Annotated in this window: 16 protein-coding genes; 5 read left to right on the top strand and 11 right to left on the bottom strand. The window is 64.9% G+C overall.

Annotated features, from left to right (window positions below; all coding sequences use genetic code 11):
* Positions 1–44 precede the first annotated feature (44 nt).
* Genes NLN62_RS19215 through NLN62_RS19205 form a run of 3 tightly spaced genes read left to right on the top strand, consistent with a single transcriptional unit; the run spans position 45 to position 3,251 of the window.
* Positions 45–527: a MarR family winged helix-turn-helix transcriptional regulator gene (locus NLN62_RS19215; protein WP_027524013.1), complete on the top strand. Its 483-nt coding sequence runs from the start codon at positions 45–47 to the stop codon at positions 525–527.
* Complete coding sequence (locus tag NLN62_RS19210) at positions 520–1,689, top strand: HlyD family secretion protein (protein WP_254109847.1); 1,170 nt, start codon at positions 520–522, stop codon at positions 1,687–1,689. Before NLN62_RS19215 ends, NLN62_RS19210 begins: the two co-directional genes overlap by 8 nt.
* A 5-nt stretch (positions 1,690–1,694) precedes the next feature.
* Positions 1,695–3,251: an MDR family MFS transporter gene (locus tag NLN62_RS19205; protein WP_027524011.1), complete on the top strand. Its 1,557-nt coding sequence runs from the start codon at positions 1,695–1,697 to the stop codon at positions 3,249–3,251.
* A 128-nt stretch (positions 3,252–3,379) separates the two neighbouring features.
* Here NLN62_RS19205 and NLN62_RS19200 read toward each other — a convergent pair whose 3' ends face one another.
* From NLN62_RS19200 to pcaF, 5 genes are all read right to left on the bottom strand, one after another.
* Positions 3,380–4,444: an ecdysteroid 22-kinase family protein gene (locus tag NLN62_RS19200; protein ID WP_254109846.1), complete on the bottom strand. Its 1,065-nt coding sequence runs from the start codon at positions 4,442–4,444 to the stop codon at positions 3,380–3,382.
* Positions 4,445–4,502: 58 nt separating this feature from the next.
* Complete coding sequence (gene pcaG / locus NLN62_RS19195) at positions 4,503–5,105, bottom strand: protocatechuate 3,4-dioxygenase subunit alpha (RefSeq protein ID WP_254109845.1); 603 nt, start codon at positions 5,103–5,105, stop codon at positions 4,503–4,505.
* Positions 5,106–5,807 carry a protocatechuate 3,4-dioxygenase subunit beta gene (gene pcaH, locus NLN62_RS19190; RefSeq protein ID WP_027524008.1) on the bottom strand — a complete coding sequence of 234 codons (702 nt, stop codon included), beginning with the start codon at positions 5,805–5,807 and terminating at the stop codon, positions 5,106–5,108.
* A gap of 138 nt (positions 5,808–5,945) precedes the next feature.
* Entirely contained in the window at positions 5,946–6,839 is an 894-nt protein-coding gene (locus NLN62_RS19185; protein ID WP_027524007.1) for a dioxygenase, read from the bottom strand.
* 116 nt (positions 6,840–6,955) lie between these two features.
* Positions 6,956–8,164 carry a 3-oxoadipyl-CoA thiolase gene (gene pcaF, locus NLN62_RS19180; protein ID WP_254109844.1) on the bottom strand — a complete coding sequence of 403 codons (1,209 nt, stop codon included), beginning with the start codon at positions 8,162–8,164 and terminating at the stop codon, positions 6,956–6,958.
* 350 nt (positions 8,165–8,514) lie between these two features.
* On the opposite strand from pcaF, the gene mutS reads away from it, so the two are divergent.
* Positions 8,515–11,253, top strand: a complete 2,739-nt coding sequence (mutS, locus tag NLN62_RS19175) for a DNA mismatch repair protein MutS (RefSeq protein WP_254109843.1) — start codon at positions 8,515–8,517, stop codon at positions 11,251–11,253.
* Positions 11,254–11,361: 108 nt separating this feature from the next.
* On the opposite strand, the gene NLN62_RS19170 is transcribed toward mutS, so the two are convergent.
* The 6 genes from NLN62_RS19170 to NLN62_RS19145 all read right to left on the bottom strand — a co-directional run bounded on the left by NLN62_RS19170 (position 11,362) and on the right by NLN62_RS19145 (position 17,756).
* Complete coding sequence (locus NLN62_RS19170) at positions 11,362–13,038, bottom strand: PAS domain-containing methyl-accepting chemotaxis protein (RefSeq protein WP_027524004.1); 1,677 nt, start codon at positions 13,036–13,038, stop codon at positions 11,362–11,364.
* 444 nt (positions 13,039–13,482) lie between these two features.
* A complete protein-coding gene (locus NLN62_RS19165) occupies positions 13,483–14,277 on the bottom strand; it encodes a hypothetical protein (RefSeq protein ID WP_254109842.1) in 795 nt (264 codons plus the stop codon).
* Positions 14,278–14,450: 173 nt separating this feature from the next.
* Positions 14,451–14,960, bottom strand: coding sequence for an OsmC family protein (locus NLN62_RS19160; protein WP_254109841.1), 510 nt, complete (start codon positions 14,958–14,960; stop codon positions 14,451–14,453).
* Between the two features lie 54 nt (positions 14,961–15,014).
* Positions 15,015–15,800 (bottom strand): ABC transporter ATP-binding protein, encoded by a 786-nt coding sequence (locus tag NLN62_RS19155; protein WP_027524001.1) that lies wholly within the window; start codon positions 15,798–15,800, stop codon positions 15,015–15,017.
* Positions 15,800–16,645 carry an ABC transporter permease gene (locus tag NLN62_RS19150; protein ID WP_371932998.1) on the bottom strand — a complete coding sequence of 282 codons (846 nt, stop codon included), beginning with the start codon at positions 16,643–16,645 and terminating at the stop codon, positions 15,800–15,802. Before NLN62_RS19150 ends, NLN62_RS19155 begins: the two co-directional genes overlap by 1 nt.
* Positions 16,646–16,781: 136 nt before the next feature.
* Positions 16,782–17,756, bottom strand: coding sequence for an aliphatic sulfonate ABC transporter substrate-binding protein (locus tag NLN62_RS19145; protein WP_254109840.1), 975 nt, complete (start codon positions 17,754–17,756; stop codon positions 16,782–16,784).
* Positions 17,757–17,944: 188 nt separating this feature from the next.
* Here NLN62_RS19145 and NLN62_RS19140 point away from each other — a divergent pair, with 188 nt between their 5' ends.
* Complete coding sequence (locus NLN62_RS19140; protein WP_027523998.1) at positions 17,945–20,734, top strand: [protein-PII] uridylyltransferase; 2,790 nt, start codon at positions 17,945–17,947, stop codon at positions 20,732–20,734.
* The last annotated feature ends 99 nt before the right edge of the window (positions 20,735–20,833 follow it).

Below are 20,833 nucleotides of genomic sequence, written 5' to 3'. Positions count from 1 at the left end.
ATAAGCTTGCTTATTATATGCAAAGCTTATTGGAGACCAAGCTTATGAGCCGCACGTCGGTCGATCAGAACTTCCTGTTCACGCTGGGCGAGCTGTATCGCCTGCTCCGGGTCTATGCCGACAAGGAGGCATCCCGCTACGGCATCACCCGCGCGCAGTGGGCGGTGCTGGCCAAGGTCGAGCGCAGCGAGGGCATGAAGCAGTCCGAGCTCGCCGAGCTCCTGGAGATGCAGCCGATCACCTTGACGCGGCTGATCGACAAGCTCTGCGACAATGACTGGATCGAGCGCCGCAGCGACGCCAGCGATCGCCGCGTCAACCGCCTCTATCTGAAGAAGGCCGGCCGCGCGCTGCTCGGCAAGATGAGCGGCCTGAAGTCCGAGCTCACGGCCAACGCGCTCGACGGCATCAACCCGGCGGACGCCCACCGTCTCCTCACCCAACTCGAAACAATCAAGGAAAACGTGCGTCACGCCATCCAGACCAGTGGAGCGGAACAAGCACGTAAGGAGCAGCGCTATGGCTGATCAGGTCCTGAAATTCGCCCCCGAGCAGAAGGGCGGCCAGAGCGGCAAGCCCACCAGTAAGCTCGCGGCCGAGCCGCGTCGCCGGCTGCTCGCCGGCCTGCGCCGCTATCGCCGCTTCCTGCTGATGGTGGTGCTGCCCGCGGCGGCCGCGATCGGCGGCATCACCTTCTATCTGCATGGCGGCCGCTATGTCGGCACCGATGATGCCTATGTCGGCGCGCAGAAGGTGCTGGTGACGCCCGACATCTCCGGCAAGATCAACAAGGTCGTCGTGAAGGAAGGTCAGCTCGTCAAGCAGGGCGACGAGCTGTTCGAGATCGATCCGGTCCCGTTCCGCCTCGCGGTGGAGGAGGCCAAGGCGCAGCTCGCGCAAGCCAAGACCACCTACGACAACCTCGTCGCCAACGTCAAAATCTACGGCCAGATGCTCGATCTCGCCCAGCAGGGCATGGACCTGAAGCAGCGCGACGTCGAGCGCAAGCAGGCGCTGGTGAAGAACAATTATGGCTCGCAGCTCGACCTGGACAACGCGTCGAACGCGATGGTCACGGCCGGCGCGCAGGCCCAGTTCGTCAAGCAGCAGCTCTCAAACGCGAAGACGCAGCTGCTCGGAAATCCCGACCTGCCGCTGGAAGAGTTCCCGCCCTATGTGCAGGCCAAGGCCAAGCTGGATGACGCCCAGCGCAATCTCGACCATGCCGTGCTGCGTGCCCCGATGAGCGGCGTGGCGACCCAGGTCGACCAGATCCAGCTCGGCCGCTTCGTCGCCGCCGGCACGCCGGTGTTCTCCATCGTCGACATCGCCCACCCCTGGGTCGACGCCAATCCGAAGGAGAGCGACCTCACCTATGTCGCGGTCGGGCAACCAGTCACGCTCGAGGTCGATGCGTTCCCCAACCATGTGTTCAAGGGCAAGATCGGCTCGCTGTCGCCGGGCACCGGCGCGCAGTTCGCGATCCTGCCGCCGCAGAACGCCACCGGCAATTTCGTCAAGGTCGTGCAGCGCGTGCCGGTGCGGATCTATTTCGACGAGAGCGACAAGTTCGTGAAGAAGCTGAAGGCCGGCATGAGCGTCTATGCCACCATCGACACCGGCCACCAGCGCTCGCTCGCCGGCCTGCTCGGCCTGTCGGCGAATGCCAACCAGGACAAGGAAGACTGACGTCGATGTCCGGTCCCGCCAGCACAGCGATGGTTCCCGGCCTGCGCCGGAACATGGTGACGATCTGCGCCATGACCGCGACCATCATGCAGGCGCTGGACACGACGATCGCCAACGTCGCTTTGCCCTACATGCAGGGCACGCTGTCGGCCTCGCAGGACCAGATCAACTGGGTCCTGACCTCCTACATCGTCGCCGCCGCGATCATGACCGCACCGGTGGGCTGGATCGCCAACCGCTACGGCCGCAAGCGCATCTTCATCGTCTGCTCGGCCGGCTTCACACTCGCCTCCGTGCTGTGCGGGCTCGCACAGGACATCAACCAGATGGTGCTGTTCCGCCTGTTGCAGGGCGTGTTCGGCGCCGCGCTGGTGCCGCTGTCGCAGGCAGTGATGCTGGATTCCTACACGCTCCAGGAACGCGCCAAGGCGATGTCGATCTGGGGCATGGGCGTGATGATGGGCCCGATCATGGGCCCCTCGCTCGGGGCCTGGCTGACCGAGACCTATTCCTGGCACTGGGTGTTCTTCGTCAATTTGCCGTTCGGCGTGATCACCGTGCTCGGTCTGATGGTCTTCATGGACGAGACCAAAAAGGATCTCAGCCTGAAATTCGACTGGTTCGGCTTCACGGCGCTGGCCATTGCGATCGGCGCGCTGCAGCTCGCGCTCGACCGCGGCGAGCAGCTCGACTGGTTCGAATCGGCCGAGATCGTGACCGAGTTCGTGGTCTCCGCGATCGCCTTCTATTATTTCTTCGCCCACTCCTTCACGACCTCGCGGCCGTTCATCCGCTTCGCGCTATTCAAAGACCGCAACTTCCTCACCGGCTGCATCTTCATGACGGTGATGGGACTCGTGCTGTACTCGACCATGGCGCTGGCCTCGCCTTACCTGCAGAACGTCATCGGCTATCCCATCATCACCGCGGGTGAACTGCTCGCGACCCGCGGCTTCGGCACCTTCCTCGCCATGATGCTGGTCGGGCGCATGATGCGCTATTTCGAGGCACGCACGCTGATCATTGCGGGGCTGACGCTGACCGCCGGCTCGCTGTTCCAGATGACCGGATGGACCGACCAGACCCAGGCGCCGGAGATCATCACCGTCAGCATCTTCCAGGGTTTTGGCTTCGGTCTCGTTTTCGTGCCACTCTCGACCGTGTCGTTCCTGACGCTGCCGAACGATTTGCGCACCGACGGCACCTCGATGCTGACGCTGCTCCGCAACGTCGCAAGCTCGGTCGGCATCTCCATCGTCATCGCCGAGCTGACGCAGGGCTCGCGCAAGACCTATGCGATCCTCTCCGAGCACATTAACCCGTTCAACCACGCGCTGCAGATGCCTGATGTAGCCGGCATGATCAACCTCTCCACCGACGCCGGCCGCGCCATGGCTGACAAGATCGTCGCCATCCAGGCGCAGATCATCGCCTTCGCGCACGACTACTCGCTCGTGATGATCTTCATCCTCTGCACCATCCCGCTGGCCCTGATGATCGGCTCGACCAAGGCCGCGTTGCGCAAGCAGGCGGCCGGGCCGGAGCATGCGGTGATGGAGTAAATGAAGGTGTCATGCCCCGGCTTGACCGGGGCATCCAGTACGCCGCGGCATCTCCGTATTCGTCACTGCCTCTGGAATACTGGATCGCCCGATTCAAGTCGGGCGATGACAGCGAGCGTGCGGCGCCCTCACTCCAAAAACTCCTCGCAGCCGAGGTCATCGACGGCCATCAGCACCCGCTGAAGATTGTTCCACCAGATCACCGGCGGGATGTTGACGCTCCATTGCCAGACCGGGTTGGTGATGTGCCAGAGCACCGACTGGCGATAGTCGCGGTGAAGCGCGTCGCGGCTGTAGCCGGTCACGCCGTGCGTGATCAGCGTATCGTAGTAACTGTCCAGCAGCGGCCGTTCGAGCGCCTGCCGGGTCTCGGGATACCATTGCAACGCCATCATGTAGGCGAGGTCGCCGGTCGGCACGTTGATGCGCCACTGGTCGAAATCGAAGATGCGCACGGTGTCGGCAACGGCGGCGCGCGGCAGCAGGAAATTCCACATATGGGCGTCGCCATGGACGATGGTGACGTTGCGGCGCGAATGGTAACGCTGGAACAGCCGGCCCCATTGCGCGAGCAAGCGGTGGAAGAGATCGCGCCGCTCTTCGCCGAGGCGATCGCCGAGCACATCGGCGAAGCGGTCGTAGTGGCCGGTGAACGTCTCCAGCAGATTTGCCGTCTCGTCGGCGGTCATCCAGACGCCAACCGTCTCGCCGAGACTTGGGTGATCCCACCACGCCGCATGCATGCGCGCGAGCGTGGTGACGATCCCCATCGCCTGCCTGTGTGATGGCGGCAACGGCCACGCCGTCGCGATCTCGTGGCTGTCGGTCAAATCTTCCAGTGTCAGATGCCAGGCGAGGCTCTCCTCGTCGAAATGTCCGTCGAAGCAGCGTGGCACGAGGCGCAAGGGCATCTTGGGTGCAAGCTGCGTGTAAAAGGCCACTTCGCGCCGGCCGGCGTTCGGCAGCGACTTGGCGAACGACGCATGGGCCGTCTTGAAGATCAGGGATTGCGGCGCCCCATTGGACTCCCCGACATAGCGCAGGCCGAGGCGCTGGATGTGCGACACGATCGTGTCGTACGACGACAGCACCTTGACCTCGCGCACCGCGCCGCGGTCCAGCGCGCCGGCCTTGCGCAGCGCGGCGGTGAGATACGCGGCCTCAGCGACCGCCGGCAGTTGCGGAATTGTCATGAAGCGCCCCGGGTGCCGCGCTCATCCTGCACGATCACACCCGGAAGCGCCAGCCGCGTCACACGTCGAAGAACACCGTCTCCTCATCGCCCTGGAGCCGCAGGTCGAGGCGATAGACCGGCTTGCCGGCCTCACGCTTCGCGATCAGCGTCGCGCGGCGGTCGGCGGGCACCAGCGCCAGCACCGGATCGGAGGCGAGGCCTGCATCGTCGCTGAAATAGATGCGGGTGTAGAGATGCCTGAGCATGCCGCGCGCGAACACCGCGACCAGGATGTGCGGCGCCTGCGGCCTGCCGTCGGGATCAGGCACCGCGCCCGGCTTGATGGTGTCGAAGGAATAGTTGCCGTCCTTGTCGGTGCCGCAGCGGGCAAAGCCGCGGAAGCTGGCGTTCGGCAGCGCGCGCTTGTCCTGCGGATCGGCAAAGCGTCCCTGCGCATCCGCCTGCCAGATCTCCAGCATGCAGTCCGGCACGGCGACGCCGTCACCGTCGAACACCTTGCCCTCGATGCGGAGGCGGTCGCCGGTGACGTCGGGCGTGAGCGTCGAGTTGGTGAAGGCGTCGTTCCACTCGTAATCGCCGGTCGGCGTCAGGCCGTATCTGAAGAACGGGCCGACGGTTTGCGATGGCGTGATCCCGTTGGGCTTCACAGAATCCTGCACTTAGGTGTTCTCCATTGGCGTGGCGTTCTTGCCGCGCAGCACGATGTCAAAGCGATAGCACAGCGCCCATTCGGGCTGGGTGTTCTCGAGATCGAAGGATGAGACCATCCGCATGCGCGCTTTCTCGTCCGGCACCGAGTTGAAGATCGGATCGAACGGGAACAGGGGATCGCCGGGGAAATACATCTGCGTCACCAGGCGCGTGACGAAGGAATGGCCGAACACCGAGAGGTGGATGTGCGCGGGCCGCCAGGCATTGTGATGATTGCCCCAGGGGTAGGCGCCCGGCTTGATGGTGACGAAGCGGTAGTAGCCCGCCGCATCGCTCTGGGTGCGGCCGGCGCCGGTGAAGTTCGGATCGAGCGGCGCAGGATGCTGGTCGCGCACGTGCACGTAGCGGCCGCAGGCATTGGCCTGCCAGATCTCGACCAGCGAATTGGGCACGCCGCGACCGTCCTCGTCGAGCACATGGCCGTGCACGATGATCCGCTCGCCGAGCGGCTCGCCCTTATGCTGCAGGGTGAGATCTTTGTCGCCCTCGCGGACGGTCTCGTGGCCGTAAACCGGGCCGGTCAGCTCCGACAGCGTGTGGCGCATCGGGATCAGGGGCTTGCTCGGCGCCCGCTTGATCGAGCTCTTGTAGTCGGGCGACAGCGGCAGGGGATGCGCCTTGTTGCTGTCGACGGGATAAATGAATGTCATGGCCAAACTCCTGGCGAGTTCCTCCCCGGCCATTTTAGTCCGGCCGGTCAACGCTTCGGCCAATCATTATAGTATATAACTAATTGGGGGAAGCGGTTTGGCGGGCTTCCTGCGCCCGGCACCTGACATATGGGCGCACTACTTGATCGGCGGACGCGGCAGCACGGCCTCGCCGGCCTCGAGCCGGTAGGTGTGGTCGAGCGAATACCAGGGCGTCGCAACCTCGCGCTCGGTCGGATGCGGCGAATCGTGGCGCTCGAACTTGCCGATCAGCGCTTGCGTCACGCCGAACTGCACGTCGCTGTCGATGTGCGGATCGGCGGGGTCGTAGACCTGCGAAATCAGCACCTTGAATCCGTGCTTGAAGATCAGGGCGTGCAGATGCGCGGGACGATAGGGGTGCCGGCTCTGCGCCTTCAGGAGGCGGCCGACCACGCCGTTGGTCGGAATCGGATAGCCAACCATCATCACCGAGCGGAAGGAGAAGCGTCCGTCCTGGTCGGTCGTGAACTTGCCGCGCAGGTTCATGTCCGCCTGCTCCGGATCCTGGTTCTCATAGAGGCCGACGGGCGAAGCGTGCCAGACATCGACCTCCGCCGCAGTGACGGGACGGCCGTCACCGTCCACGACGCGTCCGCTGACGAACAGCGGCGCACCCGGCGTCTTCGAGCGGACGATCGATCCGCCATTCTCCACCCGCGGCGAGTTCAATCGCCAGAACGGCCCGAGCAGCGACTGATCGGTTTCCGTATTGCCCTGATCGCCATTGTTGAGCAGGCACACCAGCGGCGAGACGCCGAGCGAGCCCGCCATCAGCACGACTTCATTATGCGTGTCGGTCGAGAGCTTGCCCAGCTCGGCCACGATCGCCGTGGCATCGCGGAATTCCGCCTCCGTCAGCCGAACATCGCGGACGAAGGCATGCAGGTGCTCGACCAGGGAGACCATGATCTGGCGAAGCCGCGGATCAGATGTCCGCTCCATCACCGCCAGTGCCGCGGCCGTGACGTCCTGCTCGCGCTCGATGATCATGGGCGGTCCTTTCCCCCGTCATTCCGGGGTGATGCGAAGCATCGAACCCGGAATCTCGAGATCCCGGGTTCAGCCCTGTCGGGCTGCCCCGGGATGACGGGACGATGCGCGTCCCGTCAATTCAGCTTCTCGATCGCGACAGCGACGCCCTGGCCAACGCCGACGCACATGGTGGCGAGCGCGAGCTTGCCGCCGCGCTTCTCCATGCCGTGGACGGCGGTGAGCGCAAGACGCGCGCCGCTCATGCCGAGGGGATGGCCGAGCGCAATCGCACCGCCATGCGGATTGACGAAATCAGCATCGTCCTTGACGCCGAGCTGGCGCAGGCAGGCGATGCCTTGCGAGGCAAAGGCTTCGTTCAGCTCGATCAGGTCGAAATCGCTGATTTTCTTGCCGAGACGCTCCATCAGCTTGCGGGTGGCGGGCACCGGGCCGATGCCCATGATGCGCGGCGGCACGCCGGCCGATGCAAGGCCGAGGATGCGCGCGCGGGGCGTGAGGCCATGCTTCTTCACGGCAGCTTCGGAGGCAAGGATCATCGCGGCGGCGCCGTCATTGACGCCGGAGGCGTTGCCGGCGGTCACCGTGCCGGGATTGCGCACGATGGGCTTCAGCTTGGCGAGGCCCTCAAGCGTGGTTTCGGGACGCGGATGCTCGTCCTTGTCGACCGTAATGGGGCCGGCCTTGCCGCCGGGAATGGTGATCGGCGTGATCTCCTCGGCGAAATAGCCCGCCGCGATCGCCGCGCCCGCGCGCTGCTGCGAGCGGATGGCGAAGGCGTCCTGGTCGGCGCGCGAGACCTGGAATTCCTCGGCGACGTTCTCGCCGGTCTCCGGCATGGCATCGACGCCGTATTGCGCCTTCAGCAGCGGATTGATGAAGCGCCAGCCGATGGTGGTGTCAAAAATCTCGGCCGAGCGCGAGAAGGCTTCCTGCGCCTTGCCCATCACGAAGGGCGCGCGGGTCATGGATTCGACGCCGCCGGCGATCGCGAATTCGATCTCGCCGGAGCGGATCGCGCGGCCGGCCGCGCCGACCGCGTCGAGGCCGGAGGCGCAGAGGCGGTTGAGTGTCTGGCCGGGAACCGAATCCGGGAGGCCTGCAAGCAGCAGCGCCGTGCGCGCGACGTTGCGGTTGTCCTCGCCGGCCTGGTTGGCGCAGCCGAAGAACACCTCATCCACCTGCGACCAGTCGAGCTTGGGGTGCTTGGCCATCAGCGCCTTGATTGGAGCGGCGGCGAGGTCGTCGGCGCGCACCTTGGCGAGTGAGCCGCCAAAACGGCCGATCGGGGTCCGGACGGCATCGCAGATAAACACATCACGCATCGTTGTTCTCCCTGAGCGCCGCGGTTCGGCCAAAATTCTTCAATGACGGCGGAGTTTTAGGAGGGCGCCCGCGGCAGGTCAATTGACGGTTTCGCGGGGGCGCGCGTGGCTCGGCGCATGTGCGTCTGCAACAATCTCAGTCGTCATTCCGGGGCGCCCACAGGGCGAGCCCGGAATCCATAACCATCGATCGGGGTTATGGATTCGGGGCCTGCGCCTGTCGGCGCATCCCGGAATGACGACTGAGGATGTGTCGACCCGCGTTCCACAATACGGACAACGTGGAAAACCCGCTCTCTCCGGCCAAAGCCATAGGACCACAGGGCGAAATTTTGTAGGTTGCGCCGCCCATGACACTGCAACAGCCCATCCAAGCGCCAGAACCTGAACCCGCGCCCCCGCCGCAGGCGGAAGCTGCCGCGCGCGTCACGCCGATGATGGAACAGTACCTTGAAATAAAGGCGGCGCATCAGGGCCTCCTGCTGTTTTACCGGATGGGCGATTTCTACGAATTGTTCTTCGAGGACGCCGAGATCGCTTCCAGGACTCTCGGCATCGTCTTGACCAAGCGCGGCAAGCATCAGGGCGCCGACATCCCGATGTGCGGCGTGCCGGTCGAGCGTTCCGAGGATTATCTGCACCGCCTGATATCAGCCGGCCACCGGGTCGCGGTGTGCGAACAGACCGAGGATCCCGCGGCCGCCAAGGCCCGCGGCAACAAGAGCGTCGTGCGGCGCGGCGTGGTGCGGCTGGTCACGCCGGGCACGCTGACCGAGGACACGCTGCTCGATGCGCGGGCCAACAACTATCTGCTGGCGATCGCGCGCGCCCGCTCCTCTTCCGGCGGCGACCGTTTCGGCCTCGCCTGGATCGACATCTCGACCGCTGAGTTCATGGTGACGGAATGCGCGGGCGGCGAGCTTGCCGCTACGCTGGCACGCATCAACCCTAACGAGGCGATTGTCACCGACGCGCTCTATAACGACAGCGAACTCGGACCCGTCCTGCGCGAGCTGCCGGCAGTGACGCCGCTGACCCGCGACATCTTCGACGGCGCCACCGCCGAGAAACGCCTGTGCGATTATTTCGCGGTCGCGACCATGGATGGGCTGGCGCAGCTCACGCGCCTCGAGGCCACCGCCGCGGCCGCCGCCGTCACCTATGTCGACCGCACCCAGGTCGGAAAACATCCACCGCTGTCGCCGCCCGCACGCGAGGCCTCGGGCGCGACAATGGCGATCGATCCCGCCACCCGCGCCAATCTCGAGCTGACGCGGACGCTGGCCGGCGAACGGCGCGGCTCGCTGCTCGACGCCATCGATTGCACGGTCACGTCGGCAGGCTCGCGCCTGCTCGCGCAGCGGCTCGCGGCACCGCTGACGGACGCAGCAGGCATCGCACGCCGGCTAGATGCGGTCAGTGCCTTCGTCGCGGATTCTGCCGCACGCGAGGACATCCGCAGCATCCTGCGCGGCGCCCCCGACATGTCGCGCGCGCTGGCGCGGCTCTCGGTTGGCCGCGGCGGACCGCGCGATCTCGCCGGGATCCGCGACGGCATTCTGGCGGCCGACCAGGCGCTGGCGCGGCTCTCCGAGCTCGACCAGCCGCCGCTGGAGATCGCCGCCGTGATGGCAGCGATGCAGCGACCCTCGCGCGAGCTCGCGGCTGAGTTTGCGACCGCGCTCGCCGAACAGCTCCCGCTGATCAAGCGCGACGGCGGCTTCGTCCGCGAAGGCTATGAGCCGGCGCTCGATGAAGCCCGCAATTTGCGCGATGCCTCGCGCCTGGTGGTCGCCTCGATGCAGGCGCGCTACGCCGACGCGACCTCCATCAAGGGCCTGAAGATCCGCCACAACAACGTGCTCGGCTATTTCGTCGAGGTCACCGCGCAGCATGGCGACAAGCTGATGTCGGCCCCGCTGAACGCGACCTTCATCCACCGCCAGACACTGGCGGGTCAGGTGCGCTTCACGACATCCGAACTCGGCGAGATCGAGGCCAAGATCGCCAATGCGGGCGACCGCGCGCTCGGGCTCGAACTCGAAATCTTTGAGCGGCTCTGCGCCAAGGCGCTTGATATCAGCGAAGATTTGCGCGCTGCCGCGCATGGCTTCGCGCTGCTCGACGTCGCAACGTCGCTGGCAAAGCTCGCGGTCGACGAGAACTACGTGCGGCCTGAGGTCGACAGTTCCCTTGGCTTTGCGATCGAGGCCGGCCGGCACCCGGTGGTCAAGCAGGCCTTGAAGCGCAATGGCGAGCCGTTCATTGCCAATGCCTGCGATCTGTCGCCGGCGCCTGGCCAGAAATCCGGCCAGCTCTGGCTGCTCACCGGCCCGAACATGGCCGGTAAATCGACCTTCCTGCGCCAGAACGCGCTGATTGCGCTGATGGCGCAGATCGGCAGCTTCGTGCCGGCCTCGCGCGCCCGCATCGGCATCGTCGACCGGCTGTTCTCGCGTGTCGGCGCCGCCGACGATCTCGCCCGCGGCCGCTCCACCTTCATGGTGGAAATGGTCGAGACCGCAGCGATCTTGAACCAAGCCGGCGAGCGCTCGCTGGTCATCCTCGATGAGATCGGACGGGGAACTGCGACCTTCGACGGTCTCTCGATCGCCTGGGCCGCGATCGAGCATCTGCACGAGAGCAACCGCTGCCGGACGCTGTTCGCCACGCACTACCACGAGCTGACCGCGCTCTCGGCAAAATTGCCACGGATGTTCAACGCCACGGTGCGGGTCAAGGAGTGGCAGGGCAACGTCGTGTTCCTGCACGAGGTGCTGCCGGGCTCCGCCGACCGCTCCTACGGCATCCAGGTCGCCAAGCTCGCCGGCCTGCCGCCGGCAGTGATCACGCGCGCCAAATCCGTGCTGGCGAAACTCGAAGCACAAGACCGCGGCCAGACCGCGCGTGCGCTGGTCGACGATCTGCCGCTGTTCGCGGTCCCCTCACGCGCCGCGGCAGAAGCCGCTCCGCCAAGCGAAGCCGAACTGCTGATCGAAGCGGTAAGGGCGTTGCACCCCGACGAGATGACCCCGCGCGAGGCGCTCGATGCGCTCTATGCGTTGAAGGCGAAGCTGCCGAAGCAGTGACGGTGCCGTAGGGTGGGTTAGCGAAGCGTAACCCACCTCTTCTCTCGCGGCGACGAAAGCGGTGGGTTACGCCTTCGGCTAACCCAACCTACGATCTGCGTGTTTGGCTCAAGCCCTCGCCGCGATCGCCGCTGCTTCGGCGGCGGCGCGCTGCATGCTGGTCGACATTTCGTTCGTGACCGTACTCTGCTCCTCGATGGCGGCCGCCGTCGACGTCACATATTCGCTGACATTGTTGATCGCCTGCTTGATCGAGCCGAGCGCGCTGACGACGTCGCCGGAGATGCCGTTGAGGCTGCCGATCTCCTGGCCGATCTTGTCGGTCGCCTGCTTGGCCTGGTTGGCGAGGCTCTTCACTTCGGAGGCGACCACCGCGAAGCCGCGGCCGGCTTCCCCCGCGCGCGCCGATTCGATCGTGGCGTTGAGCGCCAGAAGGTTGATCTGGCCGGTGATGCTGTTGATCATCTCGACGATGCCGGTCATCGCCTGCGCGGCCTCGGTGAGGCGCTGCGCCTGCGCGTCGGCGGAGGCGACCTGCTCGACCGCGCCCATCGCGGTCTCGCGCGATTTCGTCATCGCTTCCGAAATCTCCCGCACCGAGGCGTTGAGCTCCTCGGAGCCGGCGGCGACCGATTCCATCATGCCGCGGACGCGCTCATTGCCCATGCGGACCAGCACCTGCCTGGTGGTATCGGTCGCATATTTCACGACCTTGAACGGCTTGCCGTTGAGGTCGAGGATCGGGTTGTAGGAGGCCTGGATATAGATTTCCTTGCCGCCCTTGCCGATGCGCTTGTACTCGGCGGCCTGGTACTGGCCGCGGTTGAGCGCAGCCCAGAACTCGCGATAGGCCGCGCCGTCGCGCTCGGACGGCTCGACGAACATGCCGTGGTGCTTGCCCTTGATCTCGGCCAGCGAATAGCCGAGCGTCGCCAGGAAATTGTCGTTGGCGGTGATGATCGTGCCGTTCATGTTGAACTCGATCACGGCCTGCGCCTTGTCAATCGCCGCGATCTGGCCGGCGAGATCGGCATTCTTCAGCTTGTCCGCGGTCACGTCGGTTGCGAATTTGACGACCTTGAAGGGCTTCCCCTTCTCGTCCAGCACAGGATTGTAGGACGCGAGAATCCAGACCTCGCGCCCGCCCTTGGCGATCCGCTTGAACTCACCGGACTGAAGCTCACCGCGATTGAGTGCAGCCCAGAACTCGCGGTAGGCGCCGCCGTCGCGTTGATCGGGAGGCATGAACAGGCTGTGGTGCTTGCCTTGGATTTCTGTGAGGGAGTACCCCAACGCGTTGAGGAAGTTGTCGTTGGCGGTCACGACGGTGCCGTCGAGATTGAATTCGATCACGGCTTGTGCGCGGCTAATGGCTGCGGCTTGGGCTTCGAAATTGAGATTTTGCAGGCGAATCGACGCATCGGTCCACTCGACCGCCGTGCCGGCGCGCCTTCCGTCCGGGTGCTTCAGCGGCGTCGCAACCAGATCGAAGCTCCACCGACCGATCTTGATCGTCGCGCGATGCTTGGAATTGAGAGCCTCAAGCATTCGCCGTTGATGGCTGGGGTTCTTGTGGAAGATGTCAATGTTGGTGCCGATCAGACGATCGACGTTGAACTGCGGCAGGTCCTTCTTGAGATCGGCTTCCGCGCCCCGCAGAAGGCGGGTCACGGACTCGTTCATGTAGACGATGTTCAGGTTCTCATCTGCGATCATGACATTTGCGTCGATGACCTTGGCGGCAAGCAACGCGTACGCATCGGAAGTCGTTTTGCGTCCAAACACCTTTGTGTCTCCCAAGTTGCGCTTGAGCCGCGCGAACAATCCGTCTCGTGCTGCAATGCGTCCAGAGCGACGCCTCCGTTGGCTTGCCGCGCCGTTTTCAGTGAAGCAGATGAGCGCTCGGCTTATCGCCGCGGTTGCGCATCTCAATCGATGTAACTCGAGGGCGTCTCGGATGCTCGTCGTCGATGAACACCGTCATCTCATCAAGGCGCCCCAGCTCATCTGCCGAAAGAATCAATTTGGAATTACAATTGCGCCGAGATGCGAAGATTCGCTTAACGATACGATCGGAATTCGGCAACGAACCGCCCGCAAACGCGCGGACTTCAGCTTGCAATAGGCCCGGGCCCGAAGGTCGTCGACTTGCAGTAGCAGCGCTCAGGGGCGAATGGACGGCGACGACAAGGCAAGACACTTTCACTGCAGCAGAGACTGCCGCCACGATCAGGAAAGTTTCTTTCTTCGCGCAGTCCACCACAGCGTCAGATTCCAGCTCACGCAGGTGGCGAGCGCGAGAGTGAGGCCAATCACCGATCCGAATTTCACGACCGCGACGTGCATCACCGCGATCGCCATGCCGAAGCCGAGCAGGCCCCAGGCGGCATTGGCGATGACGGCGGCGGTCGGCGGGCCGCCGATGCGCGGGTGCAGGATCACCATCATGCTGGTGAAGACGATCGGATAGAGCGCGATGATGCCGCTGACGCGCGGCCCGACCCAGCCTGAGGTCGACACCACGATGGCGACCAGAGTGGCGACCAGCGCTGCGCGGAAGGGAATGTCGTACCAGCGGCGCGTCACCAGCGGCATCTTCACATGGCGATAGCGCGCCAGCAGCGGAATGCAGATGCCGAACGCGATCAGGTCGGCGGCAAGGCCTGATGTGAGCGACCAGTCGAACTGGCGGATGATCGAGGCGAGCGCGATCCAGACTGCGATTGCCGCACCACAACTGACGATGAGGTTACGCCGCTGCGCCAGCACGACATAGGTGAGCCCGAGGAAGATCGTCGCGGCGTTGACGGGAAGGCTCGCCAGCGCGCCCTGCGCGATGAAGGCGGCATCGTGATCGAGCGCGAGAAAGACGTAAGAGGGCCCCGCCGAGATCGGTAGCGTCGCAACCAGCGCGCCGATCACCGGACCTGCGCGCTCGGTGATGATCGACGCCGTCACGACAAACGCCGCAGCGATCGCCATGCGCAGGAGAAGGAAGAAGAGGAAGGTGAGCTCGGGGGGCATTTTTCGCGGGATGATTTTTGTTGAAGTGAATTATCCGCGGGCTTGTTCACCTCTCCCGTAGGGAGAGGTCGATTTGCAGCAGCAAATCGGGTGAGGGATTCAGGTCCCACGAGAGAGCGCAGCCCCTCACCCGCGCCTTCGGTGCGACCTCTCCCTACGGGAGAGGTGGACGGCTACATCCTGTGCATCGACACCGAGACCTTCGGGCCGTTCTTGATAGTCTGGTAGACCACGCAATAGCGTTCGGTGAGTTTCAGCAGCAGATCGAGCTTGTCCTGCGGCGCGTCGGTGTCGACTTCGAAGCCCAGGCGGATCTCGGCGAAGCCGACCGGGGTCTCCTTGTCGACGCCGAGCGTGCCGCGGAAATCGAGATCGCCTTCAGCGTAGACATTGCCGGTTTTCAGCGGCACATCGATCGCGGTCGCGACCGATTTCAGCGTGACGCCGGCGCAGGCAACCAGCGCCTCGAGCAGCATGTCGCCCGAACAAAGCTCCAGCCCGGAGCCGCCGGTCGCCGGATGCAGGCCAGCCACCGCGAGCGCGCGGCCGGTCTCGACCTTGCAGGCGATGCCGTCGTTGTCGGTCGTGCCCTTGGCCTTCAGCGTGATCAGCGCGGCCTTCGGATCGGTCTTGTAGCGTTCCTTGATCGGGGCCTGCATCTGGCGGAGTTCTGCGGCATCCATTTTTGTTCTCTCCCGGAAGATCGCCCCTCGATGTACCGGCTGGGAGCAAAATTGTCACCACCACATCGCCTGGCCGGGACCCTGGGTTGCGTCACGGTCAGGCACGTTGCGATCGAGCGAGCGGTCGAGCGAAGTCAGGACGCTGCGCTTGAAGCTGTCGAACAGAGGCGAGTTGCGGTCGCGCGGGCGTGCGAGATTGATCTCGATCTGGTCGAACAGCCGGCCCGGCCGCGGCCGCATCACGAGCACGCGATCGGCCAGCACCACGGCCTCGTCGACGTCATGGGTCACCAGGATCAGCGTCGGGCGCGTATCGGCCCAGAGGTCGAGCAGATGGTCTTGGAGATCCCTGCGGGTGAAGGCATCGAGCGCTGAGAACGGCTCGTCGAGCAGGAGCACCTCGGGTTGCGGTACCAGCGCACGCGCGATCGCGACGCGCTGCGCCTGTCCGCCGGAGAGCTCGCGCGGCCAGGCATCGGCCTTGTCGGCAAGTCCGACGCGCTCGAGCGCGCGCGCGACTTTTTCGCGTCGCTCGCCCGCGGGAAGGTCCGCAAGGCCGAAGCCGATGTTGTCGGCGACGCTGAGCCAGGGCAACAGCCGCGGCTCCTGGAAGATGATGCCGATCTTGGCATGCGGCGACGATATCGCCTCGTTGTCGAGCGTCACCGTGCCCGAGCTGGCGCGATCGAGGCCGGCAATGGCGCGCAGCAGCGTGGACTTGCCGCAGCCGGAACCGCCGATGATGGCGACGATCTCGCCCTGCCTGATCGCGGCCGAGAAGCGCGCCAGCGCCTCGACGCCATTGGGGTAGGTCTTGCTCACCCGTTCGAGCGCCAGCATCACGCCCCTCCCTGCTCGCGCCCGAAGGCATCCTGCCAGCGCAGCAGCGGCGCCGTCGCGACCTCGATCAGCCAGTCGGTGAGCTTGCCGAGGATGGCGAAGATGACGATCGCGGCGACGATCTGCGCAGGCTTGCCGAGCTGCTGGCCATCGATCAGGAGATAGCCGAGGCCTTCGGAGGCGCCCATGAATTCGGCGGCAACGACGAACATCCAGCCAAGGCCAAGCCCGACTCGCAGCGATACGACGTAGGCCGGGAGCACGGCGGGCAGCAGGATGCGGCGGATCATGGCCGGGCCGGACAGGCGGAAGATACGGCCGACCTCGACGATCTTGCGATCGACGATGAGAATCGCGCCCATCACGCCGAGATAGACTGGAAAGAACACGCCGACCGCGATCAACGCGATCTTGGAGGTTTCGAAGATGCCAAGCCAGAGGATGAACAGCGGCACCCAGGCGATCGAAGGAATCGCGCGCAGCGCCTGCACGGTCGGATCGAGCAGCCGGCGCGCCAGCGACCAGTAGCCGGCGATCGCACCGAGCAGCGTGCCCGCGACGACGCCGAGCACGAAGCCGAGACCAACGCGCCACAAGGTCGCGGCGATGTGCCGCGTCAGCTCGCCCGAGCGGGCGAGATCGAGAATGGTCGCAAGGACGCGCGAGGGCGGCGGCACCAGCCGGCCGTTGGAATAGCCGAGCCAGACCACGAGCTCCCAGCCAAGCGCGAGCGTCAGCGGCAGCGCGAGCCCGAGCAGCGGTCGCGCATAGCGGGAGAGGCGCGGCGCACGCGTTACGCCGCGATCGGATTGTTCCACCGCTGGGGCTTCGAAGGTCATAGCCATAGCAAGCGCGTCTCACGAGGGAATGCAAGGCCGCGCGGCAATCTCAGTCGTCGTCCCGGACAAGCGCAGCGAAGCGGAGCGCGATCCGGGACGACAACGGAGTTTGTTGCGCCGACGCGCCTCTTCCCGACAGGAACTAATTCGTCGGCAGCGGGACCTGGTCGTCGATCAGGGCATCGAGCGTGACCTTGACGTCGACCTTGGCGTCGACGACGCCGGCCTGCTGGAGGGCGAGGCCGGCGGCGAGGATCGACTCGCGCTGCGGCGCGCCGATGCGGCTGTGGGTCAGCTCGGTGCGCTCCTTGAGCTGCTTGTCGACGACGGCATCGGGCAGCTTCGTCACCGCGATGAAGGTCTTCTTCAGCTCGTCGTAGTTCGCCAGCGAATATTTTCGCGCGTCCTCGTACACGGCGAGCACGCGGCGGACGATGTCCGGATAATCCTTCAAAAACTGCTCGCGCACATTGAGGATGCCCCAGGTGTTGGCGTCGGCCTTGCGGTAGAACAGCTTCGCGCCCTCCTCGACCTCGGCCTGCGCCATCATCGGATCGAGGCCGGCCCAGGCGTCGACGTCGCCGCGAATCAGCGCGGTCTTGCCGTCGGCATGCTGGAGCAGCACCGGCGTGATGTCCTTCTCGGAAAGGCCAGCGCCGAGCAGCGCACGCACCAGGAAGATGTGCGGATCTGTGCCGCGCGTCACCGCGACGCGCTTGCCCTTCAGGTCAGCGACGCTTGCGATCTTGGAGTCCTTGGTCGTGACCAGCGCCGTCCACTCGGGGCGCGAATAGACGTAGATCGACTTGATCGGGTTGCCGTTGATTTTCGCCACCAGCGCCGCCGAACCCGCAGTCGAGCCGAAATCGATCGAGCCGGCATTGAGGAATTCGAGCGCCTTGTTGGAGCCGGCCGACTGCACCCAGGTGATGCTGATGCCGTCCTTGGCGAACTCTTTCTCGAGAAGCCCCTTCTGCTTCAGGACCAGCGACACCGGATTGTAGGTCGCCCAGTCGATGCGAAGCTCCTTCAGCGGCTCGGCGGCGCGCACCAAACCAGGGGTCAGCGCGAGCGCCACAGCGCCCGCCAGCAGAATGCGTCGTGAAAATCTGGTCATGCCGGCCTCCTTACGAAACTTCATTGTTTTTCAATGAGTTATACCTAGAGGTCAACGAGAAAATCCCTGTCTTGAAACCGGGCCGACCGAGAACAAGTTTGCCGAAAGCCGGCCTTTCCAAGCATGGAACGACTATTGCGAAAGAATGGCGGGTGACAGCGCCTGTCACCTCTTATATCCGGTGAAGCATGGACAGCGTCACGACCCAGCACAAGCAGGAGATGGATGATCGCTTCGACAGCGCGCGGGTGACCGCCGCAGTCGACGCGCTTGCCGCAAAGCATGAGGGGCGCGAGGACGCGTTCCGCACGGCGATGGCGCAACTGCTCAAGACCGAGCTGATCGCAGCGCGCGCCGAAGCGCAGAAGATCCTGCTGAAAGACCGCCACGGAAGGCGCTGCGCCGAGCGGCTGTGCCACGTGCAGGACGAGATCATCCGCATTCTCTATTCGGCCGCGACCCGCCATCTCTACCGCTCGCCGATCCCGACCGGCGCCGAGCGCATGGCGGTGGTTGCGACCGGCGGCTATGGCCGCGGGCTGATGGCACCGGAATCTGACATCGATCTCTTGTTCATCCTGCCCTACAAGCAGACGGCCTGGGGCGAGCAGGTGGCCGAAGCCATCCTCTATTGCCTCTGGGATATGGGCCTGAAGGTCGGTCACGCCACGCGCTCGGTCGATGAATCGATCCGGCAGGCGCGCGGCGACATGACCATCCGCACCGCGATCCTGGAGACGCGCTTCCTGACCGGCGACCAGCCGCTCTATGACGAGCTGGTCGCGCGGTTCGACAAGGACGTGGTGCAGGGCACCGCATCCGAATTCGTTACCGCAAAGCTCGCCGAACGCGAGGAGCGGCATCGCCGCGGCGGCCAGTCGCGTTATCTCGTCGAGCCCAACGTCAAGGATGGCAAGGGCGGCCTGCGTGACCTGCACACGCTGTTCTGGATCGCGAAATACGTCTATCGCGTGCGCGACACCGACGAACTCGCCGAGCGCGGGGTGTTCGACGCACAGGAGTACCGCACCTTCCGCCGCTGCGCCGACTTCCTCTGGTCGGTGCGCTGCAATCTGCATTTCTACTGCGGCCGCGCCGAGGAGCGCCTCTCCTTCGACCTCCAGCGCGAGATCGCGGTTCGCCTCGGCTACACCTCGCATCCCGGCATGCAGGACGTCGAGCGCTTCATGAAGCACTACTTCCTGGTCGCCAAGGAAGTCGGCAATCTTACCGCCATCCTGTGCGCGAAGCTGGAAGACCAGCAGGCCAAGCCCGCGCCGGTGCTGAGCCGGATGATGGCGCGCCTGAGGCCAAGCACCGTGAAGCGGCGCGTGCCTGATAGCGACGACTTCATCGTCGACAACAACCGCATCAACCTGGCTGCACCCGACGTGTTCAAGCACGATCCGGTCAACCTGATCCGCATCTTCCGCCTGGCACAGAAGAACAACCTCGCGTTCCACCCCGACGCGATGCGTACCGTGACGCGCTCGCTCAACCTGATCAACGCGCAGCTCCGCGAGAATCCGGAAGCGAACCGGCTGTTCATGGAGATCCTGACCTCCAACGACGCCGAGACCGTGCTGCGACGGATGAACGAGACCGGCGTGCTCGGTCATTTCATCCGCGCCTTCGGCAAGATCGTCTCGATGATGCAGTTCAACATGTATCATCACTACACGGTCGACGAGCATCTGATCCGCTGCATCGGCTTCCTGCAGGACATCGAGCGCGGCGGCATCGAAGAGTTCACGCTCGCCAGCGACCTGATGCGCAAGACCCGGCCCGAGCACCGTTCGGTGATCTATGTCGCGACGCTCCTGCACGACATCGCCAAGGGCCGGCCCGAGGATCACTCCATCGCGGGCGCCAAGGTGGCACGGCGGCTCTGTCCGCGGCTCGGCTTCAGCCCGGCCGATACCGAGCTCGTGGCGTGGCTGATCGAGGAACATCTGACCATGTCGACGGTCGCGCAGTCGCGCGATCTCTCCGACCGCAAGACCATCGAGAACTTTGCCGCCGTGGTGCAGTCGGTCGAGCAGATGAAGCTGCTCACGATCCTGACCACCGCCGACATCCGCGGCGTCGGGCCCGGCGTGTGGAACGGCTGGAAGGCGCAGCTTTTGCGCTCGCTTTACTACGAGACCGAGCCGGTGCTGACCGGCGGCTTCTCCGAAGTCGACCGCGGCAAGCGCCTTGCCGCCGCGCAGGCCGAATTCCGTATTGCGTTTGCCGAATGGCCAAAGGATGAGCTCGACGCCTATGTCGGCCGGCACTATCCGGCCTACTGGCTCAAGGTCGAACTGCCGCGCAAGATGCGCCATGCGCGCTTCGTGCGCGCGAGCGAGCAGGCCGGCCACAAGCTCGCGATCAATGTCGGCTTCGACGAGGTGCGCGGCGTCACCGAGCTCACGATCTTCGCCGCCGACCATCCCTGGCTGCTGTCGATCATCGCCGGCGCCTGTGCGTCCGCCGGCGCCAACATCGTCGACGCCCAGATCTACACCACGACCGACGGCCGTGCGCTCGACACCATCTCGATCTCGCGCGAATACGAGCGCGACGAGGATGAAGGCCGCCGCGCCACACGCATCGGCGAGATGATCGAGGACGTGCTGGAAGGCAAGCTGCGGCTGCCCGAGGTGGTGGCGCGGCGCACCGTGCGCAGCAAGGCGCGCCCCTTCGTGATCGAGCCGGAAGTGATCATCAACAACCAGTGGTCCGATCGCTACACCGTGATCGAGGTCTCCGGCCTCGACCGTCCCGGCCTGCTATACGAGTTGACCACGGCGATCTCCAAGCTGAACCTCAACATCGCCTCCGCTCATGTTGCGACCTTCGGCGAGCGCGCGCGCGACGTGTTCTATGTCACCGACCTCCTCGGCGCGCAGATCAACGCGCCGACACGCCAGGCCGCGATCAAGAGCGCGCTGACGCATGTGATGGCGGGCGAGAAGGCGGTTCAGCCGGCGGCGTGAGGGGCGCGCCCGACTCTCTCCACGTGTCATTCCGGGGCGCGCGTAGCGCGAGCCCGGAATCCATTCATCCGCGTTACCAGTGGCCCGATAGATTCTGGG

Source organism: Bradyrhizobium sp. CCGUVB23 (assembly GCF_024199885.1).
In the GTDB taxonomy this organism is placed as follows: domain Bacteria; phylum Pseudomonadota; class Alphaproteobacteria; order Rhizobiales; family Xanthobacteraceae; genus Bradyrhizobium.
Note: the sequence above shows the minus strand (reverse complement) of the source record. Positions and strands in the feature narration are given on the sequence as shown.

Excerpts from the sequence above, each read along its gene's own strand:
- NLN62_RS19215 (WP_027524013.1), top strand. The coding sequence starts at position 45 with ATGAGCCGCACGTCGGTCGATCAGAACTTCCTGTTCACGCTGGGCGAG.
- NLN62_RS19210 (WP_254109847.1), top strand. The coding sequence starts at position 520 with ATGGCTGATCAGGTCCTGAAATTCGCCCCCGAGCAGAAGGGCGGCCAG.
- NLN62_RS19205 (WP_027524011.1), top strand. The coding sequence starts at position 1,695 with ATGTCCGGTCCCGCCAGCACAGCGATGGTTCCCGGCCTGCGCCGGAAC.
- NLN62_RS19200 (WP_254109846.1), bottom strand. The coding sequence starts at position 4,444 with ATGACAATTCCGCAACTGCCGGCGGTCGCTGAGGCCGCGTATCTCACC.
- pcaH (WP_027524008.1), bottom strand. The coding sequence starts at position 5,807 with ATGACATTCATTTATCCCGTCGACAGCAACAAGGCGCATCCCCTGCCG.
- NLN62_RS19185 (WP_027524007.1), bottom strand. The coding sequence starts at position 6,839 with ATGATCATCGAGCGCGAGCAGGACGTCACGGCCGCGGCACTGGCGGTG.
- pcaF (WP_254109844.1), bottom strand. The coding sequence starts at position 8,164 with ATGCGTGATGTGTTTATCTGCGATGCCGTCCGGACCCCGATCGGCCGT.
- mutS (WP_254109843.1), top strand. The coding sequence starts at position 8,515 with ATGACACTGCAACAGCCCATCCAAGCGCCAGAACCTGAACCCGCGCCC.
- NLN62_RS19165 (WP_254109842.1), bottom strand. The coding sequence starts at position 14,277 with ATGCCCCCCGAGCTCACCTTCCTCTTCTTCCTTCTCCTGCGCATGGCG.
- NLN62_RS19160 (WP_254109841.1), bottom strand. The coding sequence starts at position 14,960 with ATGGATGCCGCAGAACTCCGCCAGATGCAGGCCCCGATCAAGGAACGC.
- NLN62_RS19155 (WP_027524001.1), bottom strand. The coding sequence starts at position 15,800 with ATGCTGGCGCTCGAACGGGTGAGCAAGACCTACCCCAATGGCGTCGAG.
- NLN62_RS19150 (WP_371932998.1), bottom strand. The coding sequence starts at position 16,645 with ATGGCTATGACCTTCGAAGCCCCAGCGGTGGAACAATCCGATCGCGGC.
- NLN62_RS19145 (WP_254109840.1), bottom strand. The coding sequence starts at position 17,756 with ATGACCAGATTTTCACGACGCATTCTGCTGGCGGGCGCTGTGGCGCTC.
- NLN62_RS19140 (WP_027523998.1), top strand. The coding sequence starts at position 17,945 with ATGGACAGCGTCACGACCCAGCACAAGCAGGAGATGGATGATCGCTTC.